The sequence below is a fragment of the Actinophytocola algeriensis genome, assembly GCF_014203735.1.
Taxonomy (GTDB): Bacteria; Actinomycetota; Actinomycetes; order Mycobacteriales; family Pseudonocardiaceae; genus Actinophytocola; species Actinophytocola algeriensis.
The window spans coordinates 468,078-485,300 of record NZ_JACHJQ010000005.1 but is presented as its reverse complement, the minus strand read 5'-3'; the positions used below and the strand labels follow the sequence as shown (position 1 = coordinate 485,300).

The window sequence follows — 17,223 nt, the reverse complement described above, 5'->3', positions numbered from 1 at the left end:
AACTGTCCCATGCGGACAGAAGCCACCTCCGCACCGGACAGGCGCAAGGGAGACGAATGCGACGGCCATTGGTGATCGCGGCGGCCATCACGGCCGTGGCGATCACGACAACCGTAGGAGCGACGAGCTCACCGATATCGGCCGCTCCCCGGCACCAGCAGCAAGCACCGGTATCCGACACGGTGACCCTGCTGACCGGCGACGTGGTGACCGTCACGAATGGACCCGAAGGCGCCGCCCAGATCAACGTCGAGCCAGGGCCAGGCCGCGACGGAGTGCGGTTCTCGACCATGCGGCACGACGGGCAGCTCTCCGTCCTCCCGTCAGACGTCGAGGCCCTGGTCGTGGACGGAACACTGGATCCCCGGCTCTTCAACGTGACCCAGCTGATCGAGTGGGGTTACGGCGACGCCAAGGCGAGCGAGATCCCCCTGATCGTCCAGCAGGCGGACGCGCACCGGCGCATCGCCGCGACCGAGGCGACCCGGCCGCTGGCCGGCCTGGGGATGACGGCGATGCGGGTGCCCAAGGACAAGGCCACCACCGCGTGGCGTGACATGGCCGGCCCGAGCACGCTCAGCACCGGCATCTCCCGCGTCTGGCTGGACGGCAAGGTCGAGGCGAGCCTCGACCGCAGCACCGCACAGATCGGAGCGCCCACCGCGTGGCGGCAGGGCTACGACGGCAGCGGCGTCACCGTCGCCGTCCTCGACACCGGGTACGACCCCGGCCACCCGGACATCAAGAACGCGGTCACCGTCGCGAAGAGCTTCACCGGCGCCACCTCGGCATCGGACGGGCACGGGCACGGCACGCACGTCGCGTCGATCATCGCGGGCTCGGGCGAAGCCTCCGGAGGCAAGTACCGGGGCGTGGCTCCCGGCGCCCGGCTCGCGGTCGGCAAGGTGCTCGACGACGGCGGCTCCGGAGCCGAATCCTGGGTTCTGCAAGGCATGGAGTGGGCCGTCACGGAGACCGAGGCGGACATCGTCAACCTGAGCCTTGGCATCGCGGACGGTCCCGGTCTCGACCCGATCGAGGAGGCCGTCAACCTGCTCACCGAGGAGACCGGCACGCTGTTCGTCGTCGCCGCGGGCAACAACGGCAACGAGCCGGGCAGTGTCACCTCGCCGGGGACCGCCGACGCCGCGCTGACCGTCGGAGCCGTCGACCGGTCCGACCAGCTCGCCTCCTTCTCGTCACGCGGCCCGCGTCAGGACGACAACGCGATCAAGCCGGACGTCACCGCGCCCGGGGTGTCCATCGTGGCGGCCCGCGCCAAGGGCACCAGCATGGGCCAGCCGAGCGGCGAGGGCTACACGGCCGCCAGCGGCACGTCCATGGCGACACCTCACGTCGCTGGGGCGGCGGCGGTACTCGCACAGCGGTACGAGTCGCGGCGCGAGGCGCTGTCGCCGGGCGAGCTGAAGGCCGCACTCATGAGCACCGCCGAGCCGACCAACGGCGCCAGCGTGCACGACCAGGGAACCGGCCGGGTCGACCTCGGCCGGGCAGTCCAGGGAGTCCGCTCGGACACCGGAAGCATCTCGGAGTTCCTGGAGTGGCCGCACGGCCCCCGGCAGCGGGTCACCAGAAAGGTCACCTATCACAACGACACGAACCGGCCGGTCTTCCTGAGGTTCGGGACGGAACTGACCGGGGCGGACGGCCGGCGCGCCCCCGGCAAACTGCTCGAGGTGCGGCACCGGCACCTGGTCGTGCCGCCACGCAGCCGGCGCGAGGTGCCGGTCACCATCCACGGCGACGTACCGCCCGGCACGTACACCGGCGCTCTCACCGCCACCTCGTCCGACGGCCGGACCAAGCTCCGCACCGCGATCGCCGTCACCGTGGACACCGAACGCTACAAGGTCACCGTCGACGTGATCGACCGCGATGGGAAGCCGGCGTCCACGAGCAACGTGGTCTCCTTCAACAACCTGGCCACCGGTGAGTTCTTGCAGGCACGCACCAACCAGGGGGCCGCGGTCCTGCGGCTGCCGCCGGGAGACTGGCACCTGCAGACCTACGTCATCACCCCGGGCGACGGGCCGAGCGAGATGACCATCGCCTCCGACACCGTCAAGGTGGACGGCGTGCCGCAGAAGGTCACCGTCGACGCGCGGCAGGCCAAGCACCTCAAGGTTGACGTCGGTGAGCCCGATGCCAGGCACCGCGGCCATTGGATCGTCTACAAGTTCCTGGCAGGCGAGAGCGACTTCAGCTACGGGTATCTCGGCTACAACTGGGACGAGGGATCCGTCCCGGAGGAGCTTCCCTACGTGATGCCGATCAAGCGCGACGGACTCACGTTCTTCCACCAGTCGGTCTGGGTCAAGGAGAACACCGAACGCACCCCGTATGCCTACCAGGTCGTCCGGAACAACTCCGATGGCGTGCCAGAGGACCCGTCCGTCCGGGCCGACCGGGCCGACATGGCCAAGACCCGGGCGACCTACCGATCCGGCAACACCGACATCCCGTGGTACTCCTACCTGGGCATGGGACCACTCGTCCCAGGGTTGGACACCGCGACGCCGCAGTTCCACTTCGCCGCGCCCGCGGTGATCGACCAGTACGTCACCGCGGGGTACACGTGGCGGCGCTCGATGACGGCACCGTACCCGGCGGACTTCGGCGGCAGCGCGACGATCGGTACCGAGATCACCCTCGAGGCCGGTGACCAACGGGAGGAGCTGTGGAACGGCGGCGTGATCGGGCCTTCGATGCACAACCCGGAAAAGGTGGGCACCCGTGACGGCAACCGCCTGCGCTACTCGCCCATGGACTACTTCGCCGACTCGACGCCGGGTCACTGGGGCAACGCGCACGGCAACGGGACGGTGACGCTGACACACGGCGACGCGCGCGGCGAGGTGGTCGCCAGCGTGGCCTACGGCCGGTTCCTCAACCTCGGCGTCGAGCTGCCGCCGGAGGACGGCGAATACACACTCACCGTGCACGCCGACCGGTCCGGCTCCTTTCCGGCCGGGGCCACCGGCAACAAGGTGGACACCGAGTGGCGCTTCCGGTCCGCACAAACGACGGAGGCGACCGTCCTGCCGCTGATCGCCGTACGGCTGGTACCACGCGGGCTGGACACGATGAACCGCGCCGAGGCCGGGGCCACCACCGAGATCCCGGTCCGGATCGAAGGCCCACCGTCCGGCAAGGAACTCACGTCGATCGAGGCGTCCTTCGACGACGGTCAGACCTGGCGGGAGGTCCCGGTCCGGGCCGACGGCGACGGCTGGCTCGCGACCGTCGACAACCCGGGCTCTGGTTTCGTCTCGTTGCGTGCCAAGGCCACCGCGGACGGCGGCAGCGCGGTCACCCACACCTTCATCCGCGCCTACGGCCTGGTCGGCTGATCAGCGCGGACCGGCCCAGACCCCGGCCCACCGCCGCGTTTCGTTTCGCGGACCGGGCCGGGGTCACGCCGGAGAGCGCCGGTGCCTTGGCCGCAAGGGAATCCCGGTACAGTCGTTGTTCGCAGTGGACTTCGTCGCGTACCCATTCGGATCGGTCAACGGCGCACCCGATAGCGCAGGTGAAGCACCCGGTTGCCCTGAATCACCACGTCAGGGTCCTCCAACAGGTGCTGCGCGTGGACCGACCCGAAGTAGCGCTTGCCGGACCCGAACACGACGGGTACGACGTCCATGCGCACCTCGTCGACCAGGCCCGCGGCAAGCACCTGGCCGCCGACGTCGCCAGCGGCGACCTCGACCATGCGGTCACCCGCAAGCTCCTGCGCCTTGGCCACGGCTGCCTCGACGCCGTCGACGAAGTGAAACGGCGCCTCGGGGTCCCAGCCCTCGGGCTGCGGGCGGTGCGTCACGACGACCACGTGGTCGATCCCGCCCGGAGGCTTCCCGTCCCAGCCGTCCGTCATGTCGAAGACGTGGCGGCCGGCGATTGTCGCCCCGATCTGGTCCCAGTACGGCCGGGTGTAGTCGTAGGACGTCTGGGACACCTTCACCACGCCGCTCTCGTCCAACGGGACGTCACCGCTGGTCAACCAGTCGAACAGCGGTCCGGGCTGGTCGTTCTCGTCCGCGATGAAGCCGTCCACCGAGACTGAGCTGTACATGACCACTTTGCCCACGGGTTTCTCCTCTACTTCGGGGTGCCCCCGAAGTTAGCGTGTCGTGAGCTGTCGCTCTTGTAAGAAATCAATCGGCAGGCAGCGGCCAGCCGTCCAGCACGTGGCCGGGATGTTCGCGCAGGAACCGCCGCCGGACTTCGACGTACCGCGTCGGCGTGAGCCCGGTGAACTCCCGGAACTCGTGGCCGAAGTGGGCCTGGTCGAAGTAGCCTGCGCCACCGGCGACCTCGCCCCAGTCGATCGGTTCGGCGGGGTTGATCGCGAGCACGGTGGCGGCGAAGCGGCGGGTGCGGGCCAGCCGCTTCGGCGTGACGCCGACGAGGTCCTTGAACCGCCGTGCCAGATGAGTGCTGCTGACACCTGCGGCCTCGCTCAGGTCGCCGACCGGAACCGCCCCGTTGGTCGCCGCGATGACGCTGCTCGTATGGCGGACCAGCCCCAGGCCGGGGGTCTCGCACAGCCGTCGCATCAGCTCCTCCTCGAGCAGCGTCAGCATCTCGTGCGGTCCGTCCGCCGTGGCCAGCCGGTCTCGCAGCTCAGCGATGGCGGGCCAGCCCCAAACCTGCGCTACCGTCACCGGCCGGTCAGACAGCTCGGCCGCGGGCATCGGCAGGAACGGCGCCAGTCCCCACGGCTTGACGTGCGCACCGACGGACCGGGTCCGGAGTGGGTAGCCGAACTCCCACGCGCGGGTGGGCGTGGTGACCACGCAGCCGTCGGCGTACTCGGCCGTCTCGATGTCGGCGCCGGCGCGGATGCGGAACGGTGCCCCGAGGTTGACGATGAGCAGCGCCGCCGGCGCCGGCGGCAGCGTCAGCCGAGCGTACGGCGGCGCACCCGCCAGGTAGTAGAGGTCGTCGATCAGCCCGTCCAGCGGCGGTCGCGGCACTCTGGACACGTACTCCACGCGAACAGCATCGCCGACGCCCCGCCAGGCATCGCGCGCGGGGATGCGGCGCCGACACCGCGTGAACAGCTTCGTGGCATCGACAACACGATCTCCACACTCCAGAACGCTCGGTCCCCAGCTCACCGATCGGGCAACACAAGCGTCCCTTCCTCGTTCCTGGTCGCGGAAGAGCCGCGTTGCGCAGTCCCGGTTTGCGGTTTCGGCAACGAGCGTTGTGGGTGCGGCTGAGCGGCGACGATGCTGCCCACCGGGCAGCAACCAGGTGCGGCAGGCGCCTGGGGCGGACGACAAGAGCGGAGCTCCCAGATGCACGTCTTCGTCACCGGTGCGGGTGGCTACATCGGCGGCACCGTCGCTTCTCGTCTGGTTCGGGCTGGTCACACCGTCACCGGTCTGACTCGCGACGTGGCCACGGCCGCAGACGTCGCCCGGCTTGGTATCCAGCCGGTGGTGGGCACCTTGGACGACGCGGCCGTGCTCACTGAGCATGCCTGCCGCGCCGATGCGGTCGTCAACGCGGCCGACAGCGACCACCGCGACGCCGTCGAAACACTCATCGCGGCCCTGGCCGGGTCCGACAAGCCACTGATCCACACCAGCGGCTCCAGCATCGTCGGCACCGGCACCGAAGGTGAGATCTCCGAAGCGATCTTCTACGAGGACATCCTCGACCCGGACTCCACCTGGGAACCGGACCACCCCCTGCGCAAGGGACGCGTCGCCATCGACCGCCTGGTCCTGACCGCTGCGGACAAAGGGATACGCACCGCGGTCCTGTGCCACAGCCTCATCTATGGCCATGGACGCGGGCCAGGCCACGACAGCGTCCTGATCGCCGCGCTGGTCCGGCAGGCACGGTCCGGCGGAGTCGTCCGACACGTTGGTGCCGGCCGCAACGTCTGGTCCACCGTGCACCTCGACGATGTAGCCGACCTGTATCTCCTCGCCCTGGAAAAGTCACCTCCCGGAACGTTCTACTTCGTCGAGAACGGTGAGGAGTCCTTCGCCGCGATGACCGTGGCCCTCGCGCGTTCCCTCGGCCTGCCCGGCCCGCAGCCGTGGCACCCCGACTCTCCCGACAACATCTGGAACCACCAGTTCGCCCTCCACGCTTTGGGCTCCAACAGCCGCGTACGCGGCGCCGCAGCACGCGAACTGCTCGGCTGGCGTCCCCGACACCACTCGATCATCGACTGGATCACCAACACGGACCTCAGTGGCGCAGTCGGTCGACAACCTGAATGACCGACGGCCGAGATTCACGTGGATGCGCCCGCCGCCGCGCGGCGGAACCTCGTCGCGAGGCGGTCGAACGCCGCCGCGAGCTCGTCTCCGTCGATCACCTCGATGTCGACGTCGAGCTGTGTCATCCACAGCGCGAGCCGGTCTGGGTCGTCGGCACCCAGCTCGACATGGCAGGTGGACTCGTCGACCACCTCGATGTGGACCGGGAAGGGGATCTTCGCGGCGACCTTGGCGGCGGGAGCATGCGCGAGTACCCGGGCGCGGTACGTCCAGGCCGCCTTGCTGACGCGTCCGACGACGTACTCGACGACATCGTCCTCCGGGATCACGCGCGGCTGGAACCGCGCACCCGTCGGTGCGTGCGGAACCATGCGGTCGACGCGGAAGACCCGCCAGTCGTCACGGTCGAGATCCCACGCGAGCAGGTACCAGAGCGGCCCCCAGGTCACCAGCCGTTGCGGTTCGGTGTGGCGGGCCCCTTCGCCGCCCCCGGGCTTCGTGTATCCGAACCGGAGCCGTTCGTGGCCGCGGATCGCGGCAGCGACCGCGCCGAGAACCGAGAGGTCGAGCGGCGGTTCAGTCCCTGGCACGACGCTCGTCGCCTCGCGTACCGCCTCGACGCGCCGACGCAGGCGCGAGGGCAGCACCTGCTCCAGCTTCGCGAGCGCGGTGAGTGATGTCTCTTCGACGCCGAGCCTTTGGGTCGCGACCGCACCCAGTCCGACCGCGACGGCGACGGCCTCGTCGTCGTCGAGCAGCAGTGGGGGCATCGCCGTCCCGGCGGCCAGCCGGTACCCGCCCGCGACGCCGGGGCGCGCACCCACGGGATAGCCGAGCGACCGCAGCTTGCCGATGTCGGCGCGCACAGTCCTCGTGCTCACATCGAGCCGGCCGGCGAGCTCGGAGCTCGTCCAGTCCCGCTTGAGCTGGAGCAATGACAGCAGTTCGAGCAGGCGGGCCGAGGTCTCCAACATGTTCTCCATCGTTTCAGCAATTGCGGAAGCTGACCTGCCGCATTGCCTGGGAACGTCGGTGTCATGAACGAGAACAACGCACTCACACCGTTCCGCATCGACATCCCGCAGGCCGACATCGACGACCTTCGTAACCGGCTGGCACACGCGCGCTGGCCGATCCCCGTGCCGGGCCGAGACGATCGCACCGACTTCAGCCGCGGCATCCCGCAGGTGTACCTGAAGGAGCTCGCCGAGTACTGGCGCGACGGGTTCGACTGGCGTGCGCAGGAGGAGAAGCTCAACGAGTACGAACAGTTCACGACGGTCGTCGACGGCCAGACGTTCCACGTCGTCCACGCGCGATCGACGAACCCGGATGCCACCCCGCTGATCCTGAACCACGGCTGGCCGGGCTCGTTCGTCGAGTACCAGCGACTCATCCCGCTGCTGACCGACGAGTTCCACGTGGTCATCCCGTCGCTGCCCGGCTTCGGGTTCTCCACCCCGCTGTCAGGGACCGGCTGGGAGCTGGCGCGGACGACGGAGGCCTACGCCGAGATCATGACGCGGCTCGGCTACGAGAGGTTCGCGGCTCACGGCACCGACATCGGTGCGGGCACCACCGGCCGCCTCGCGGCGCTCTCCCCGGAGCGCGTCATCGGCACGCACATCGGATGCGACCCCCGGTTGCTCGGGTTGGTCGGCGACAAGTTCCCCTACCCCGACGGCCTGTCCGATGACGAGATCGCCCAGATCGAGGCAGTGCGCACCGAGGATGCGGCCGACCGCGGCTATCTCCAGATGCAGAACCACCGTCCCGACACGATCGGCGCGGCGCTCACCGACTCGCCGGTCGGTCAGCTCGCGTGGATCGCCGAGAAGTTCAAGACCAGGACCAGCGGCGACTACCGGACGCCGGACGAGTCGGTCGACCGCGACCAGCTCTTGACGAACATCAGCCTGTACTGGTTCACCCGCAGCGGCGCGTCGAGTGCGCAGTTCTACTACGAGTCCGAGCACTCCGGAGTCGACTTGTTCATGGCCTCCGGCGTGCCGTCCGGATGGGCCGTGTTCGACACCCACCCGCTCGTGCGCCGCGCGATGGACCCGTGGAAGGCGATCGGTCACTGGAACGAGTTCACCGAGGGCGGTCACTTCCCCGCAATGGAGGAGACGGAGCTGCTCGCGGACGACATCCGCACCTTCTTCCGCGGCATTTCCTGACCCCCGCGTCAGGGCCGGCGGGCCACGAAGACCCACTCAGGGCCCGGCCGGTCCGGCGCGTCCTTCTGCGTCACTCCTGACCGTGATCCGGCGTGCGGCGGCCGGTGCGCGCGCGGACATGGATCCGCTCGCCCTGCTTGCCGAACAGGCTGAGCACCTCGACACTGCCGCGCCCGGTGGCACCGAACCAGTGTGGCGTTTGGCAGTCGAACTCGGCGGCCTCGCCCGGACCGAGGACGACGTCCTGGTCGCCGAGCATGACGCGAAGCCGGCCCCGCAGCACGTAGAGCCATTCGTATCCGGCATGCCTCCGCAGCCGGGGCTCCTTGTCGTCGGCCGGGATCGTCATCTTGTAGGCGCGTGGCCCGCTCTGTTGACGGGTGAGCGGGATCAGCAACCTGCCGTCCACTCGAGCCGGTGTCTGGGGCACCCGAGGATCCAGCACCCGGGGCGCGGACACGATCTCGTCGAGGCGCAGCCCGAGCGCGGCGGTGATCGGCAACAGCAGTTCGAGGCTGGGCTTGCGCTGCCCGGACTCCAGCCGGGACAGGGTGCTGGTGGAGATACCGGTGCTGCGGCCGAGCTCCGCCAGCGTCACGCCCTTCTTCTCCCGGGCGCGGCGCAGTCGGGGAGCGATCTGATCGATCGCCGCGGCGACGGCCGGCTGGTCCTCCATGACGTCCAGTCCACCACCTTGTCCCGGTTTCGGCAACGAAGGTTGCCGGTGCCGCCCGGTCCCGCGGATGCTGCGGGTGGAGGTATTCACCATGGACACTCAGTGGGACGCGGTCATCGTCGGCGGGGGTTCCGCCGGGCTGACCGCCGGAATCGTGCTTGCCAGGGCCCAGTTCACGACTCTCGTGATCGACGGTGGCGAGGCCAGGAACGCCCCGGCCGCACACATGCACGGGTACCTGTCCCGGGACGGCATGGCACCGGCGGAGCTCCTCAGGACCGGAAAGGCCGAGTTCACCGGCTACGGCGGGACACTGACGCACGCGACGGTGACCGGCGCCGCCCGCCGGGCGGACGGGTCGACCAGCTTGACGCTGGCGCAGGGGCGGGAGCTCCAGGCACGGGCGGTGCTGGTCGCGACCGGGCTGGCCGACGAGTTGCCCGAGGTGCCCGGCCTGCGTGAGCGCTGGGCCGTCGACGTGCACCACTGCCCGCACTGCCACGGCTACGAGGTCCGCGGCACGTCGATCGCGGTCATCGGCGGCCCGATGGTCGAGATGTCGGTACACCTGGCGGCGTTGCTCCGCCGCTACAGCCCGACAGTGACGTTCTGCCTCAACGGCATCGAGCTGAACGGCACCGAACGAGACCGCCTCACCGCGTACGGGGTGCGGCTGGTCGACGGCGAGGTGCACCGGGTCGTCGCCGAACACGGGACGCTGACCGGGATCGAACTCGGACACGGAGAGACCGTCCCGTGCGACACCGTCTTCGTCGCGCCCCGGCCTCGGCCACACGACGCGCTCCTGACGGCACTCGGCTGCCGCAAGGACCCGCTCACGGGCCTGATCGCGGTCGACGAGCGAGGTGCCACCGACGTTCCGGGGGTGTGGGCGGCCGGGAACGTCGTCAACCCACGCGCGCAAGTGGTCACCGCCGCAAGCGCTGGTTGTGTGGCCGCGATCGCCATCACCGGATGGCTTCTCGAACAGGACCTCGCCGCCGCCGGCAACCGGTCGGCAGACATCGGGGGTGCCCGCCGATGAGCACGGTCACCGAACAGCACCAGTCCCGTGGCGCAAGCCGGCTGCCGGTCGGGGTGTACCTGCTTGCCTTCAGCCTGTTCGCGATGGGCAGCGCCGAGTTCCTGGTCGCCGGTGTGCTGCCCTCGGTCGCCGCCGACCTCGACGTCTCTCTGTCCGCTGCCGGCGCCCTCATCACGGTGTTCGCGCTCGGCGTGGTTCTCGGCGGCCCGCCATTCGCGGTCCTCAGCCTGCGCTGGCCGCGGCGTACCGCGCTGATGACGAGCCAGCTCGTCTTCGCCGCTGCGATCGCCGTCGGCCTGGTCGCCGACTACCGGGTCCTGCTGATCACCAGGTTCGTCGCCGGACTCGCCTACGCCGGGTTCTTCGCGGTCGCCGCCGTGACCGCGATCAGCCTGGTCACGCCGGACCGCAACGCCCGCGCGTCGGGTGTGGTGGTCAGTGGGCTCAGTGTGGCCATGGTCGCAGGCGGCCCGTTGGGCACGTTGCTCAGCAACCTCACGGAATGGCGCGGTGGTTTCTGGGCCGTGGTCGTCCTCACCATCGTCAGCACGATCGCCTGCGCGCTCGGGTTGCCGGCCACGAAGGCCGCGGTCAAGCCGAGCCTCCGGCGGGAACTCACCACGATGCGCAAGCCCCGCCTGTGGAGCCTGTACGCGGTGACCATCCTGAGCACCGCCGCGTACATGATCTCCTTCAACTACCTGGCGGCCATCCTCGCCGACGTCACCGGCGTCCCCGCGCTGTGGATTCCGGCCGTCCTCTCACTGTTCGGAATCGGCGCGTTCATCGGTCTGTCCATCGGCGGCCGGATCTCCGACCGGCGTCCCCGCCACGCACTCCTCATCGGAGCGACCGGCATCGCGATCCTCTCGTCCCTCCTGGCCACGCTCGCCGGCCACGCGACCGCCGTGGTGCCCATCGTCTTCCTGCTCGGGATCGCGGCGTTCGTACTCAACCCCGCCATCTACGGACGGGTGTTCACCATCGCCGCCGACGCACCGACCCTCGCGGGTGCCACCACCGTCTCGGCGTTCCAGCTCGGCATCAGCCTCACCCCGGTCTTCGCCGCCGCGGCACTCCACCTGGACGCCCCGGTCACCTCCGTGTCGTGGATCGGCGTCGCCTTGGCCCTGGCCACGGTCCCCCTCGTCCTTCTCGATCGACCAGGGTCCGCCCAGCCGGCCGGGCACTGATGCTCCCGACGACGCTTCTCACCGATTTGCGCCTATGTTGCGCTTGCGTGGGTTCGGCGAGGCCCGTCTGGCCAACCGTTTGGGCGTTGACGCGGCTGGCTGTGAATGGTGCTGTCCGCTGACGAGGCGGTCTTGTAGCTTCGCGTGCCGGAACTGGTACACCGGGCCGGTTTGCCGGAGTACACCCAACCGGTGGGCGTCGTCGAGAAACGCAGGAGGCGCAGGGGGATCCGCTTGCGGCCACGGAATGCGGCCATGGTGACGAGGTAGCGCCCGCTGGGTTGGTGGAGGCCGACACCGAGGACGATCGCGACGGCTCCGACGGCTCCGACGGAGAGGCCGGTCGCCAGCCCGTTCGCACCGGTGAGTAGTTCATGCACGCCGAAGGCCACCCCGAGTGCACACCCTCCGGCGAGCGATTTGACGTAGACCAATCGCAGGTCACGCACGAACGTGATGGCGGGGGTCTCGGGGCGCTCCTCGGTGATCGGGGTTTCGGCCCACGCGATCACCCCGATCGCGAGCCAGGAGGCGAACCCGAACACGAGCCCGGACAGCAACCCGGACACCAGTCCATTCTCCACCTCGCCGGCGAACCCGAGGACGCCGCCGAGCACGAGCCCGACCGCGAAACCAGGCACGAACCTCAGCATCAGTCCGCCTTCGGCCCAGCCGGTGAGCTTCCGTCCGAGCAGCCTGGTCCGCCCACGGAGCCGGAGGTCTGCGTAGGCCGGCCGGTCCGTGGGGGTGAACCCGACGCTGCGCCAACTACACCTGTTTGGATCATTCTTCGCGCTGCTAACCATCAGCGTGAAAGGCGTTCGCGATGAGGCCAGGCAAACCAGAATCAGGCTGCAGACGCGCCAGCCCGGAGGGAAATGAAAATAGTGAGGCAGGGACGCGAAAAAGTCAGTGAGAAACAGGGCAACCCGCAGGTCGCTACGAGACCAAAAACTGGAAGGTCCGCCACACCTGCAAAATGTCGTGCCCGACGTTGGCCAACGTGCGGCGACTCCGGATCGGTAGCAGCTGTTCGGCGTGGGGTGGCCGGGAAGATCGGGATCATGAACAAGGGGTCCCGGAGTGTCGGTCAGCGCGCCTCTTCAGTGTCCAGCGGACCGTCCGACCAGCGCAGCTATATCCGGCCCCTCGGTCTGGAGCCAGAACTCCGCTGTGGCCGAGTAGCCACGGCTGGTCGAACCGGTCGACGTCAGTCGCTTCAGAGATCGTGGTCAGAACACTGCCGTCCGCGGGCAGGCGCGCCGGCAGTCCGAGCCGCGGGAACTGGTCGGCGTGGAAGGTGACGATCTCGGTGATCGCCCCGCCGGTGACGCGCAGGACGTCGTCCGCGGCAGGTACGCGCCAGCCGGTCCGGATTCAAGCTCATCTACCGGGCCCGGCCGGCGCACCGGACCTCGTCGACCGGCTCGGGATCGCGCTGGGGCAGGAACCACTCCAGCATCGACTTCTCGACGTGCCAGCCGTGCGCGTACACGTCCGTGTACGGAACCTGCTCGGCGTTGCCGCACAGCACCTTGGCGACCACCGCGTGGTTCGGCACGAACCGCACCGTGCCCTCGTCGTCGAGCAGAGTGGTGACCGTGTCGTCGATCGTCACCACGTACCCGAGCACCACCTCGTCGTCGGTCAGCTGTATCGCTACCGACGGCAGCACCGGTGTGCGCAGGAAGATCACGATCAGCACGAACGGCCCGACCAGCGCCGCCAGCATCGCGGGCACGTGGGTCGCCACACGGGCGAAGCGCGGCGGCAGCGGCCCGGTCAGCAACGGGGCCAGCAGGGGCGGCGCCAGCAGGAGGAGCATCAGCGTCGGCTCGTCGAACGCGTCGACGATCGCGCCCCAGAACCAGACGACCTCCACCACGAGCGCGGCCATCGGCAGGACCACGCAAGTTCCGACCACCAGGTTCCGCCGCCGGGAAGAACGCCTGCGCACGGTCAGGCCCAGGATCACCAGCGTCAGCAGGGACAACAGCGGCAGGAACCGCAACTCCCAGGTGATACCCGCCCACATCACGGTGAACGCGATCGCCCAGTCCGGGGTGCGGTCGGCCGTGCGGGTGAGCCACGACGGTCGCGCCGCCGCGTCCTCCGGCACGCTCACCTGGTACAGCAACCCCAGCGCCTGCCCGGTCAGCACCACGAGCGGCGGCACCCACATCAGCGAGATCACGAGCGAGCTGACCAGGTCCAGCGGCCCGACGTTCTGCACCAGCACGAGCATCGTGTTCCGGTCCTGCCTGCTGAGGTGCCACAAGCGCAGCACCAGCAGGACGATCGGGAACGCGGGCAGCAGTGTCAGGGTCCACTGGAAGCCCCGTGCCTCGGTAGGGGCGGGAGGAGTCACTCCCACGGCCACTGGCGAACCTCCACCTCGGGCACGAAGGGCTGCTCGTCCGCCGCGATCGGCTGCGGCAGGCTCGCCGCCTCCAGCGGCCGCAGGTTCCGGTCGTAGGCCTCTTCCCACCGCCGGTCGTCCGGGTCGTTCAGGGAGCGGTACAGGATGAGGTTCACGAGCGTGCGGAGCGCCTCGTTTCCGCCGGTGTTCACCGCCCACAGTTCGGGCGTGGAGAGGCCGATGTCGTGATGCTTGAAGGCACCCGGGTATTGGGCGACGAACCCGGCGATGAGCGGTGCGTCGGTGGTGACCGCGTCGTAGGTCCTGTCGCGCAGCCCCTCCACGCAGGTCTGGAGTTGGCCCACGCGCTTGACGTCGAGGCCTGCCTCGCTCGCCGGTGACGCCGAGGTCGACGTGCTGAGTGTGCAGACCTTGTGATCGCCGGCCAGGTCCTCGAGGTCGTGCACGTCCGCGTGGTCCTTGAGTGTCATCACCGACTGCTCGGTCTCGAGGTAGGGCGCGGAGAAGCTGACGTTCGACGCCTTCTCGCGTTCCTCGGTGACGCTGTAGGAGGCGATGACGAGGTCGACCTTGATGTTGCGCTTCGCGTCCGCGTCCCAGGCGAGCATCCGGCTGCGATCCTCGTCCTCGACGCGCAGGAACCGCACCTCGTGCGCGGAGAACCCCAGATCCGCGGCGATCATGTAGGCGATGTCGATGTCGAACCCGGTGAACCGGCCCCCCTCTTCCTTGTGAGCGACACCGGGAACGTCGTTCTTGACCCCGATCAGCAACTCGGTCTTCCCGATCAGCTGGGCGTCCGCGCGCAGATCGGCCTCGGTCGGATCGGCGAACCGCAGGTAGACGAACCCGCCACCCACCACGACCACCAGCACCGTCACGAGCGCGACGAGCCGCAACCCCCGGATCGGCAACCACCTCGGCCGTCCGCCCCCGGACGACGCGACCCGGGCGTCGTCCGCATTATTCTCCGTCAACCAAACCTCCAACGTCCCAGTGCGGGGAGTCTATAGTTGCCGGAACACAAATCCGAGAACCACTGCCGATGACGCCGTTCCAACACGCCGGCGGAATAATCCGCCCCACAGAAAAGACGGCAAGGTCAAGAAGTCAACACTTCACCGGTGCCAGGTCGACAACAAAAGGCGCCGCCGTATCTTCACAACGCGGACACCGATGTCCACATGCGGCGAAGCTCGGGAGGGGCCCCGGAACCAAGGTGTGACCGCGTGAATTCCCCTCCTGTTGGAGCTTCGCTCACAGCTCGCGACCAGGCGCGGATGGTGCCGTCGTTGCGTAGAACGGTCAGAAATGCCGTGCGAACGGTGCGTCGACCATGTGGACTCAAGAATGGGCGAGCAGATGCCCGGCAGTGAGGTCGGTTACCGCGGCTCGGACTCCACTTTCGTGAGCAACTCGTCGGCGATCGGCCGGAGCTGCTCAACCGTGCCCTCCGGGTCCGCCTGGGTAACGACCTCCACGAACGCGCCGTCGATCGCGATGACCGCGACCAGATGGCTGCCGCCGGAGTCGACGTTCAGGTCGCTGCCCGCGTAGCCGGCGACCGCACCCAACCCGTCGACCGGCTGGTAGGCGAGTGTCTTCCCATCGTCGGCCAGGGACGCATCGAGCGCGTCCTGCGCGGTTGACGCGTCGGTCACGTGCGTCACCGTGGTGGTGACCTGCAGCTTGTTCGCGAGATCGGCGATCTCCGCGTCGACGAACGCCTGGGAAGGGTACGTGCACACGACCGAGCCGTCCTGCTCCGGCGGGTTCACCCCACCCAACGCGTCGGCGAACGGTTCGCCGAAGTGTTCCTCGAGCAGTGCGACGTCGACCATGCCACAGAGCTTGTCGCCGTCCAGACCGGCAAGCGGGCCGTCGGCCACAGTGGCCTCCGGCCCGGCGGTGGTCGTCGCACCGCCTGAGTCGCCGGAGTCCCTGCCGCAGCCGCCGAGCAACGCCGCCGCCGTCACCACGACGATCCCCGTCACCCTACGGAACATGCCGGCCCCCCTTCGTAATTGTTGGGCGGATTGTGTCACTCGCAGACCAACGTCCGCAGGGAAACGCCGACCCAAAGCTGATCATGCGGTCAGGACCCTCTCCTCGTGTCCGGTGTTCACCGGACACGAGGGCGACCGACGCGGTCCTAGCGTGGAATGCCACAGCCGGATCTCCAGTCAATAGGGGCCAGCGCCAGCGGGGGGCAAGAAACGTGGGTTTTGACGTTGATGAGGCGACGGTCGCCGACTTTGGCCACTATCTCGCGGCGGAGGCCGGCTACTCGCTGCCAACCATCGAGACCCTGGCCCGCAACGAAGGCATGAGCGCCAACGGCTTCGTCGGGGTGCTCGAACCACTCGGCGAAGCCGTCACAGGCGACGCGTCCGTGCTCGTCGGCTCGGCGTTCAGCCTCATGCAACGCAAGCTCTGCGACCTCGGCGACAGCATCCGAGCGGCGGCCAGGGACTACGGCCACGTCGAGTACGGCAACGTCTCGATGTTCGATTACAGCAAGCTGAACGAAGACACCGACGAGGAGATCAGCTACGGCGCGGGCTACGGCCACGACGGCTACGCGAACTACACCGAGGGCGGCTCGTCGACGTTCCACTACACGAGCCTCGAGATCGGCGAGATCGAGCGGCCGGACACCGCGTACTCCGACGACCTCGACGACTACGGGCCGGTGCTGACTGTACTCGACTGGATCTGGACGGAGTGCAACGTCGACGGCGGGAAGGGCTTCACCGACTCGCTCGTCTCGCCGCTCGCCGGCAACTACAAGAGCATCGAGGCCAACGGCGAGGCGTGGACGAACGTCGGTACGAACTTCGGCCTGCTCGCGGCGAACCTGCTGAGCAACGGGACCACGCTCGCCACCAACCACTGGGAGGGCGATGCCGCCACCGCCTTCACCCAGTTCCTCGATGTCTTCTGGCAGAAGGGCGCTGTCTGGGCGGGCGAGAAGCTCGGCACGTTCGTCGCCGCCGGCTTCAACAAGATCGCCGAAGTCTCCAAGGCGATCGCACAGGTGGCGGTCGACGCCATCAACGCCATCGTCCGGGCGGCCGCGCGGATCGCCACGAAGGCCATCCCGTTCGTCGGCTGGGCCTGGGGCGTCCTCGAGTCGGCCGCCAAGTGGGTCGGCAAGGTCTTCGGCGTCGACATCAACGACCTGATCGACGACATCCAGGCCATCGTGGAGATGGTCCCGGCGGTGCTCGACCTGTTCGACGCGTTGAAGAACATCGTCGAGACGATGCAGAACTACTTCAACACCCTCGAGGAACTCGTCAACACGGTCAAACAGATCCCGGAGATCGGCAACTTCTCGGACGCCGTGGCGACCGCCGAGTCGATCAACGAGAGCGCGACCGCGCTGGAGGAGCAGAAGACCCAGCTCGAGGAGAGCTCCGACACAGCCGACGACGCACTCAACGAACTCGACGAGATCGCCGAAAACGCGGGGAGCTAGGGGCT

Annotated in this window: 14 protein-coding genes; 6 read left to right on the top strand and 8 right to left on the bottom strand. The window is 68.7% G+C overall.

Annotated features, from left to right (window positions below; translation table 11 throughout):
• Nucleotides 1-56 precede the first annotated feature (56 nt).
• Nucleotides 57-3,371 (top strand): S8 family peptidase, encoded by a 3,315-nt coding sequence (locus FHR82_RS24790; protein WP_184812902.1) that lies wholly within the window; start codon nucleotides 57-59, stop codon nucleotides 3,369-3,371.
• Nucleotides 3,372-3,526: 155 nt separating this feature from the next.
• Here the strand turns inward: FHR82_RS24790 and FHR82_RS24785 are convergent, their stop codons facing one another.
• Nucleotides 3,527-4,108 carry a dihydrofolate reductase family protein gene (locus FHR82_RS24785; protein WP_184812901.1) on the bottom strand — a complete coding sequence of 194 codons (582 nt, stop codon included), beginning with the start codon at nucleotides 4,106-4,108 and terminating at the stop codon, nucleotides 3,527-3,529.
• Between the two features lie 67 nt (nucleotides 4,109-4,175).
• Nucleotides 4,176-4,997, bottom strand: coding sequence for a helix-turn-helix domain-containing protein (locus FHR82_RS24780; protein WP_184813351.1), 822 nt, complete (start codon nucleotides 4,995-4,997; stop codon nucleotides 4,176-4,178).
• Nucleotides 4,998-5,324: 327 nt separating this feature from the next.
• Between FHR82_RS24780 and FHR82_RS24775 the strand changes: the two genes are divergently transcribed.
• Complete coding sequence (locus FHR82_RS24775) at nucleotides 5,325-6,263, top strand: NAD-dependent epimerase/dehydratase family protein (RefSeq protein ID WP_184812900.1); 939 nt, start codon at nucleotides 5,325-5,327, stop codon at nucleotides 6,261-6,263.
• Nucleotides 6,264-6,277: 14 nt separating this feature from the next.
• On the opposite strand, the gene FHR82_RS24770 is transcribed toward FHR82_RS24775, so the two are convergent.
• Nucleotides 6,278-7,237, bottom strand: coding sequence for a helix-turn-helix transcriptional regulator (locus tag FHR82_RS24770; RefSeq protein WP_184812899.1), 960 nt, complete (start codon nucleotides 7,235-7,237; stop codon nucleotides 6,278-6,280).
• 63 nt (nucleotides 7,238-7,300) lie between these two features.
• Between FHR82_RS24770 and FHR82_RS24765 the strand changes: the two genes are divergently transcribed.
• Nucleotides 7,301-8,443 carry an epoxide hydrolase family protein gene (locus FHR82_RS24765; protein ID WP_184812898.1) on the top strand — a complete coding sequence of 381 codons (1,143 nt, stop codon included), beginning with the start codon at nucleotides 7,301-7,303 and terminating at the stop codon, nucleotides 8,441-8,443.
• Between the two features lie 70 nt (nucleotides 8,444-8,513).
• Here the strand turns inward: FHR82_RS24765 and FHR82_RS24760 are convergent, their stop codons facing one another.
• Nucleotides 8,514-9,119: a helix-turn-helix domain-containing protein gene (locus FHR82_RS24760; protein WP_184812897.1), complete on the bottom strand. Its 606-nt coding sequence runs from the start codon at nucleotides 9,117-9,119 to the stop codon at nucleotides 8,514-8,516.
• A 91-nt stretch (nucleotides 9,120-9,210) separates the two neighbouring features.
• Between FHR82_RS24760 and FHR82_RS24755 the strand changes: the two genes are divergently transcribed.
• On the top strand, nucleotides 9,211-10,164 hold the full coding sequence (locus tag FHR82_RS24755) for an NAD(P)/FAD-dependent oxidoreductase (protein WP_184812896.1): 954 nt from the start codon (nucleotides 9,211-9,213) through the stop codon (nucleotides 10,162-10,164).
• Nucleotides 10,161-11,357, top strand: coding sequence for an MFS transporter (locus tag FHR82_RS24750; RefSeq protein ID WP_184812895.1), 1,197 nt, complete (start codon nucleotides 10,161-10,163; stop codon nucleotides 11,355-11,357). Before FHR82_RS24755 ends, FHR82_RS24750 begins: the two co-directional genes overlap by 4 nt.
• Before the next feature lie 32 nt (nucleotides 11,358-11,389).
• Here the strand turns inward: FHR82_RS24750 and FHR82_RS24745 are convergent, their stop codons facing one another.
• From FHR82_RS24745 to FHR82_RS24730, 4 genes are all read right to left on the bottom strand, one after another.
• Nucleotides 11,390-12,010 (bottom strand): hypothetical protein, encoded by a 621-nt coding sequence (locus FHR82_RS24745; RefSeq protein WP_184812894.1) that lies wholly within the window; start codon nucleotides 12,008-12,010, stop codon nucleotides 11,390-11,392.
• A gap of 734 nt (nucleotides 12,011-12,744) precedes the next feature.
• Nucleotides 12,745-13,731: a hypothetical protein gene (locus FHR82_RS24740; RefSeq protein ID WP_184812893.1), complete on the bottom strand. Its 987-nt coding sequence runs from the start codon at nucleotides 13,729-13,731 to the stop codon at nucleotides 12,745-12,747.
• A complete protein-coding gene (locus tag FHR82_RS24735) occupies nucleotides 13,722-14,714 on the bottom strand; it encodes a transporter substrate-binding domain-containing protein (protein WP_184812892.1) in 993 nt (330 codons plus the stop codon). Before FHR82_RS24735 ends, FHR82_RS24740 begins: the two co-directional genes overlap by 10 nt.
• 405 nt (nucleotides 14,715-15,119) lie before the next feature.
• Complete coding sequence (locus FHR82_RS24730; RefSeq protein ID WP_184812891.1) at nucleotides 15,120-15,743, bottom strand: hypothetical protein; 624 nt, start codon at nucleotides 15,741-15,743, stop codon at nucleotides 15,120-15,122.
• A 212-nt stretch (nucleotides 15,744-15,955) separates the two neighbouring features.
• On the opposite strand from FHR82_RS24730, the gene FHR82_RS24725 reads away from it, so the two are divergent.
• Complete coding sequence (locus FHR82_RS24725) at nucleotides 15,956-17,218, top strand: methyl-accepting chemotaxis protein (RefSeq protein WP_184812890.1); 1,263 nt, start codon at nucleotides 15,956-15,958, stop codon at nucleotides 17,216-17,218.
• Nucleotides 17,219-17,223 lie beyond the last annotated feature (5 nt).

Bases quoted from the DNA above. Each gene is read 5' to 3' on its own strand.
- FHR82_RS24790 (WP_184812902.1), top strand. From the start codon at position 57: ATGCGACGGCCATTGGTGATCGCGGCGGCCATCACGGCCGTGGCGATC.
- FHR82_RS24775 (WP_184812900.1), top strand. From the start codon at position 5,325: ATGCACGTCTTCGTCACCGGTGCGGGTGGCTACATCGGCGGCACCGTC.
- FHR82_RS24770 (WP_184812899.1), bottom strand. From the start codon at position 7,237: ATGTTGGAGACCTCGGCCCGCCTGCTCGAACTGCTGTCATTGCTCCAG.
- FHR82_RS24765 (WP_184812898.1), top strand. From the start codon at position 7,301: ATGAACGAGAACAACGCACTCACACCGTTCCGCATCGACATCCCGCAG.
- FHR82_RS24760 (WP_184812897.1), bottom strand. From the start codon at position 9,119: ATGGAGGACCAGCCGGCCGTCGCCGCGGCGATCGATCAGATCGCTCCC.
- FHR82_RS24755 (WP_184812896.1), top strand. From the start codon at position 9,211: ATGGACACTCAGTGGGACGCGGTCATCGTCGGCGGGGGTTCCGCCGGG.
- FHR82_RS24750 (WP_184812895.1), top strand. From the start codon at position 10,161: ATGAGCACGGTCACCGAACAGCACCAGTCCCGTGGCGCAAGCCGGCTG.
- FHR82_RS24745 (WP_184812894.1), bottom strand. From the start codon at position 12,010: ATGCTGAGGTTCGTGCCTGGTTTCGCGGTCGGGCTCGTGCTCGGCGGC.
- FHR82_RS24730 (WP_184812891.1), bottom strand. From the start codon at position 15,743: ATGTTCCGTAGGGTGACGGGGATCGTCGTGGTGACGGCGGCGGCGTTG.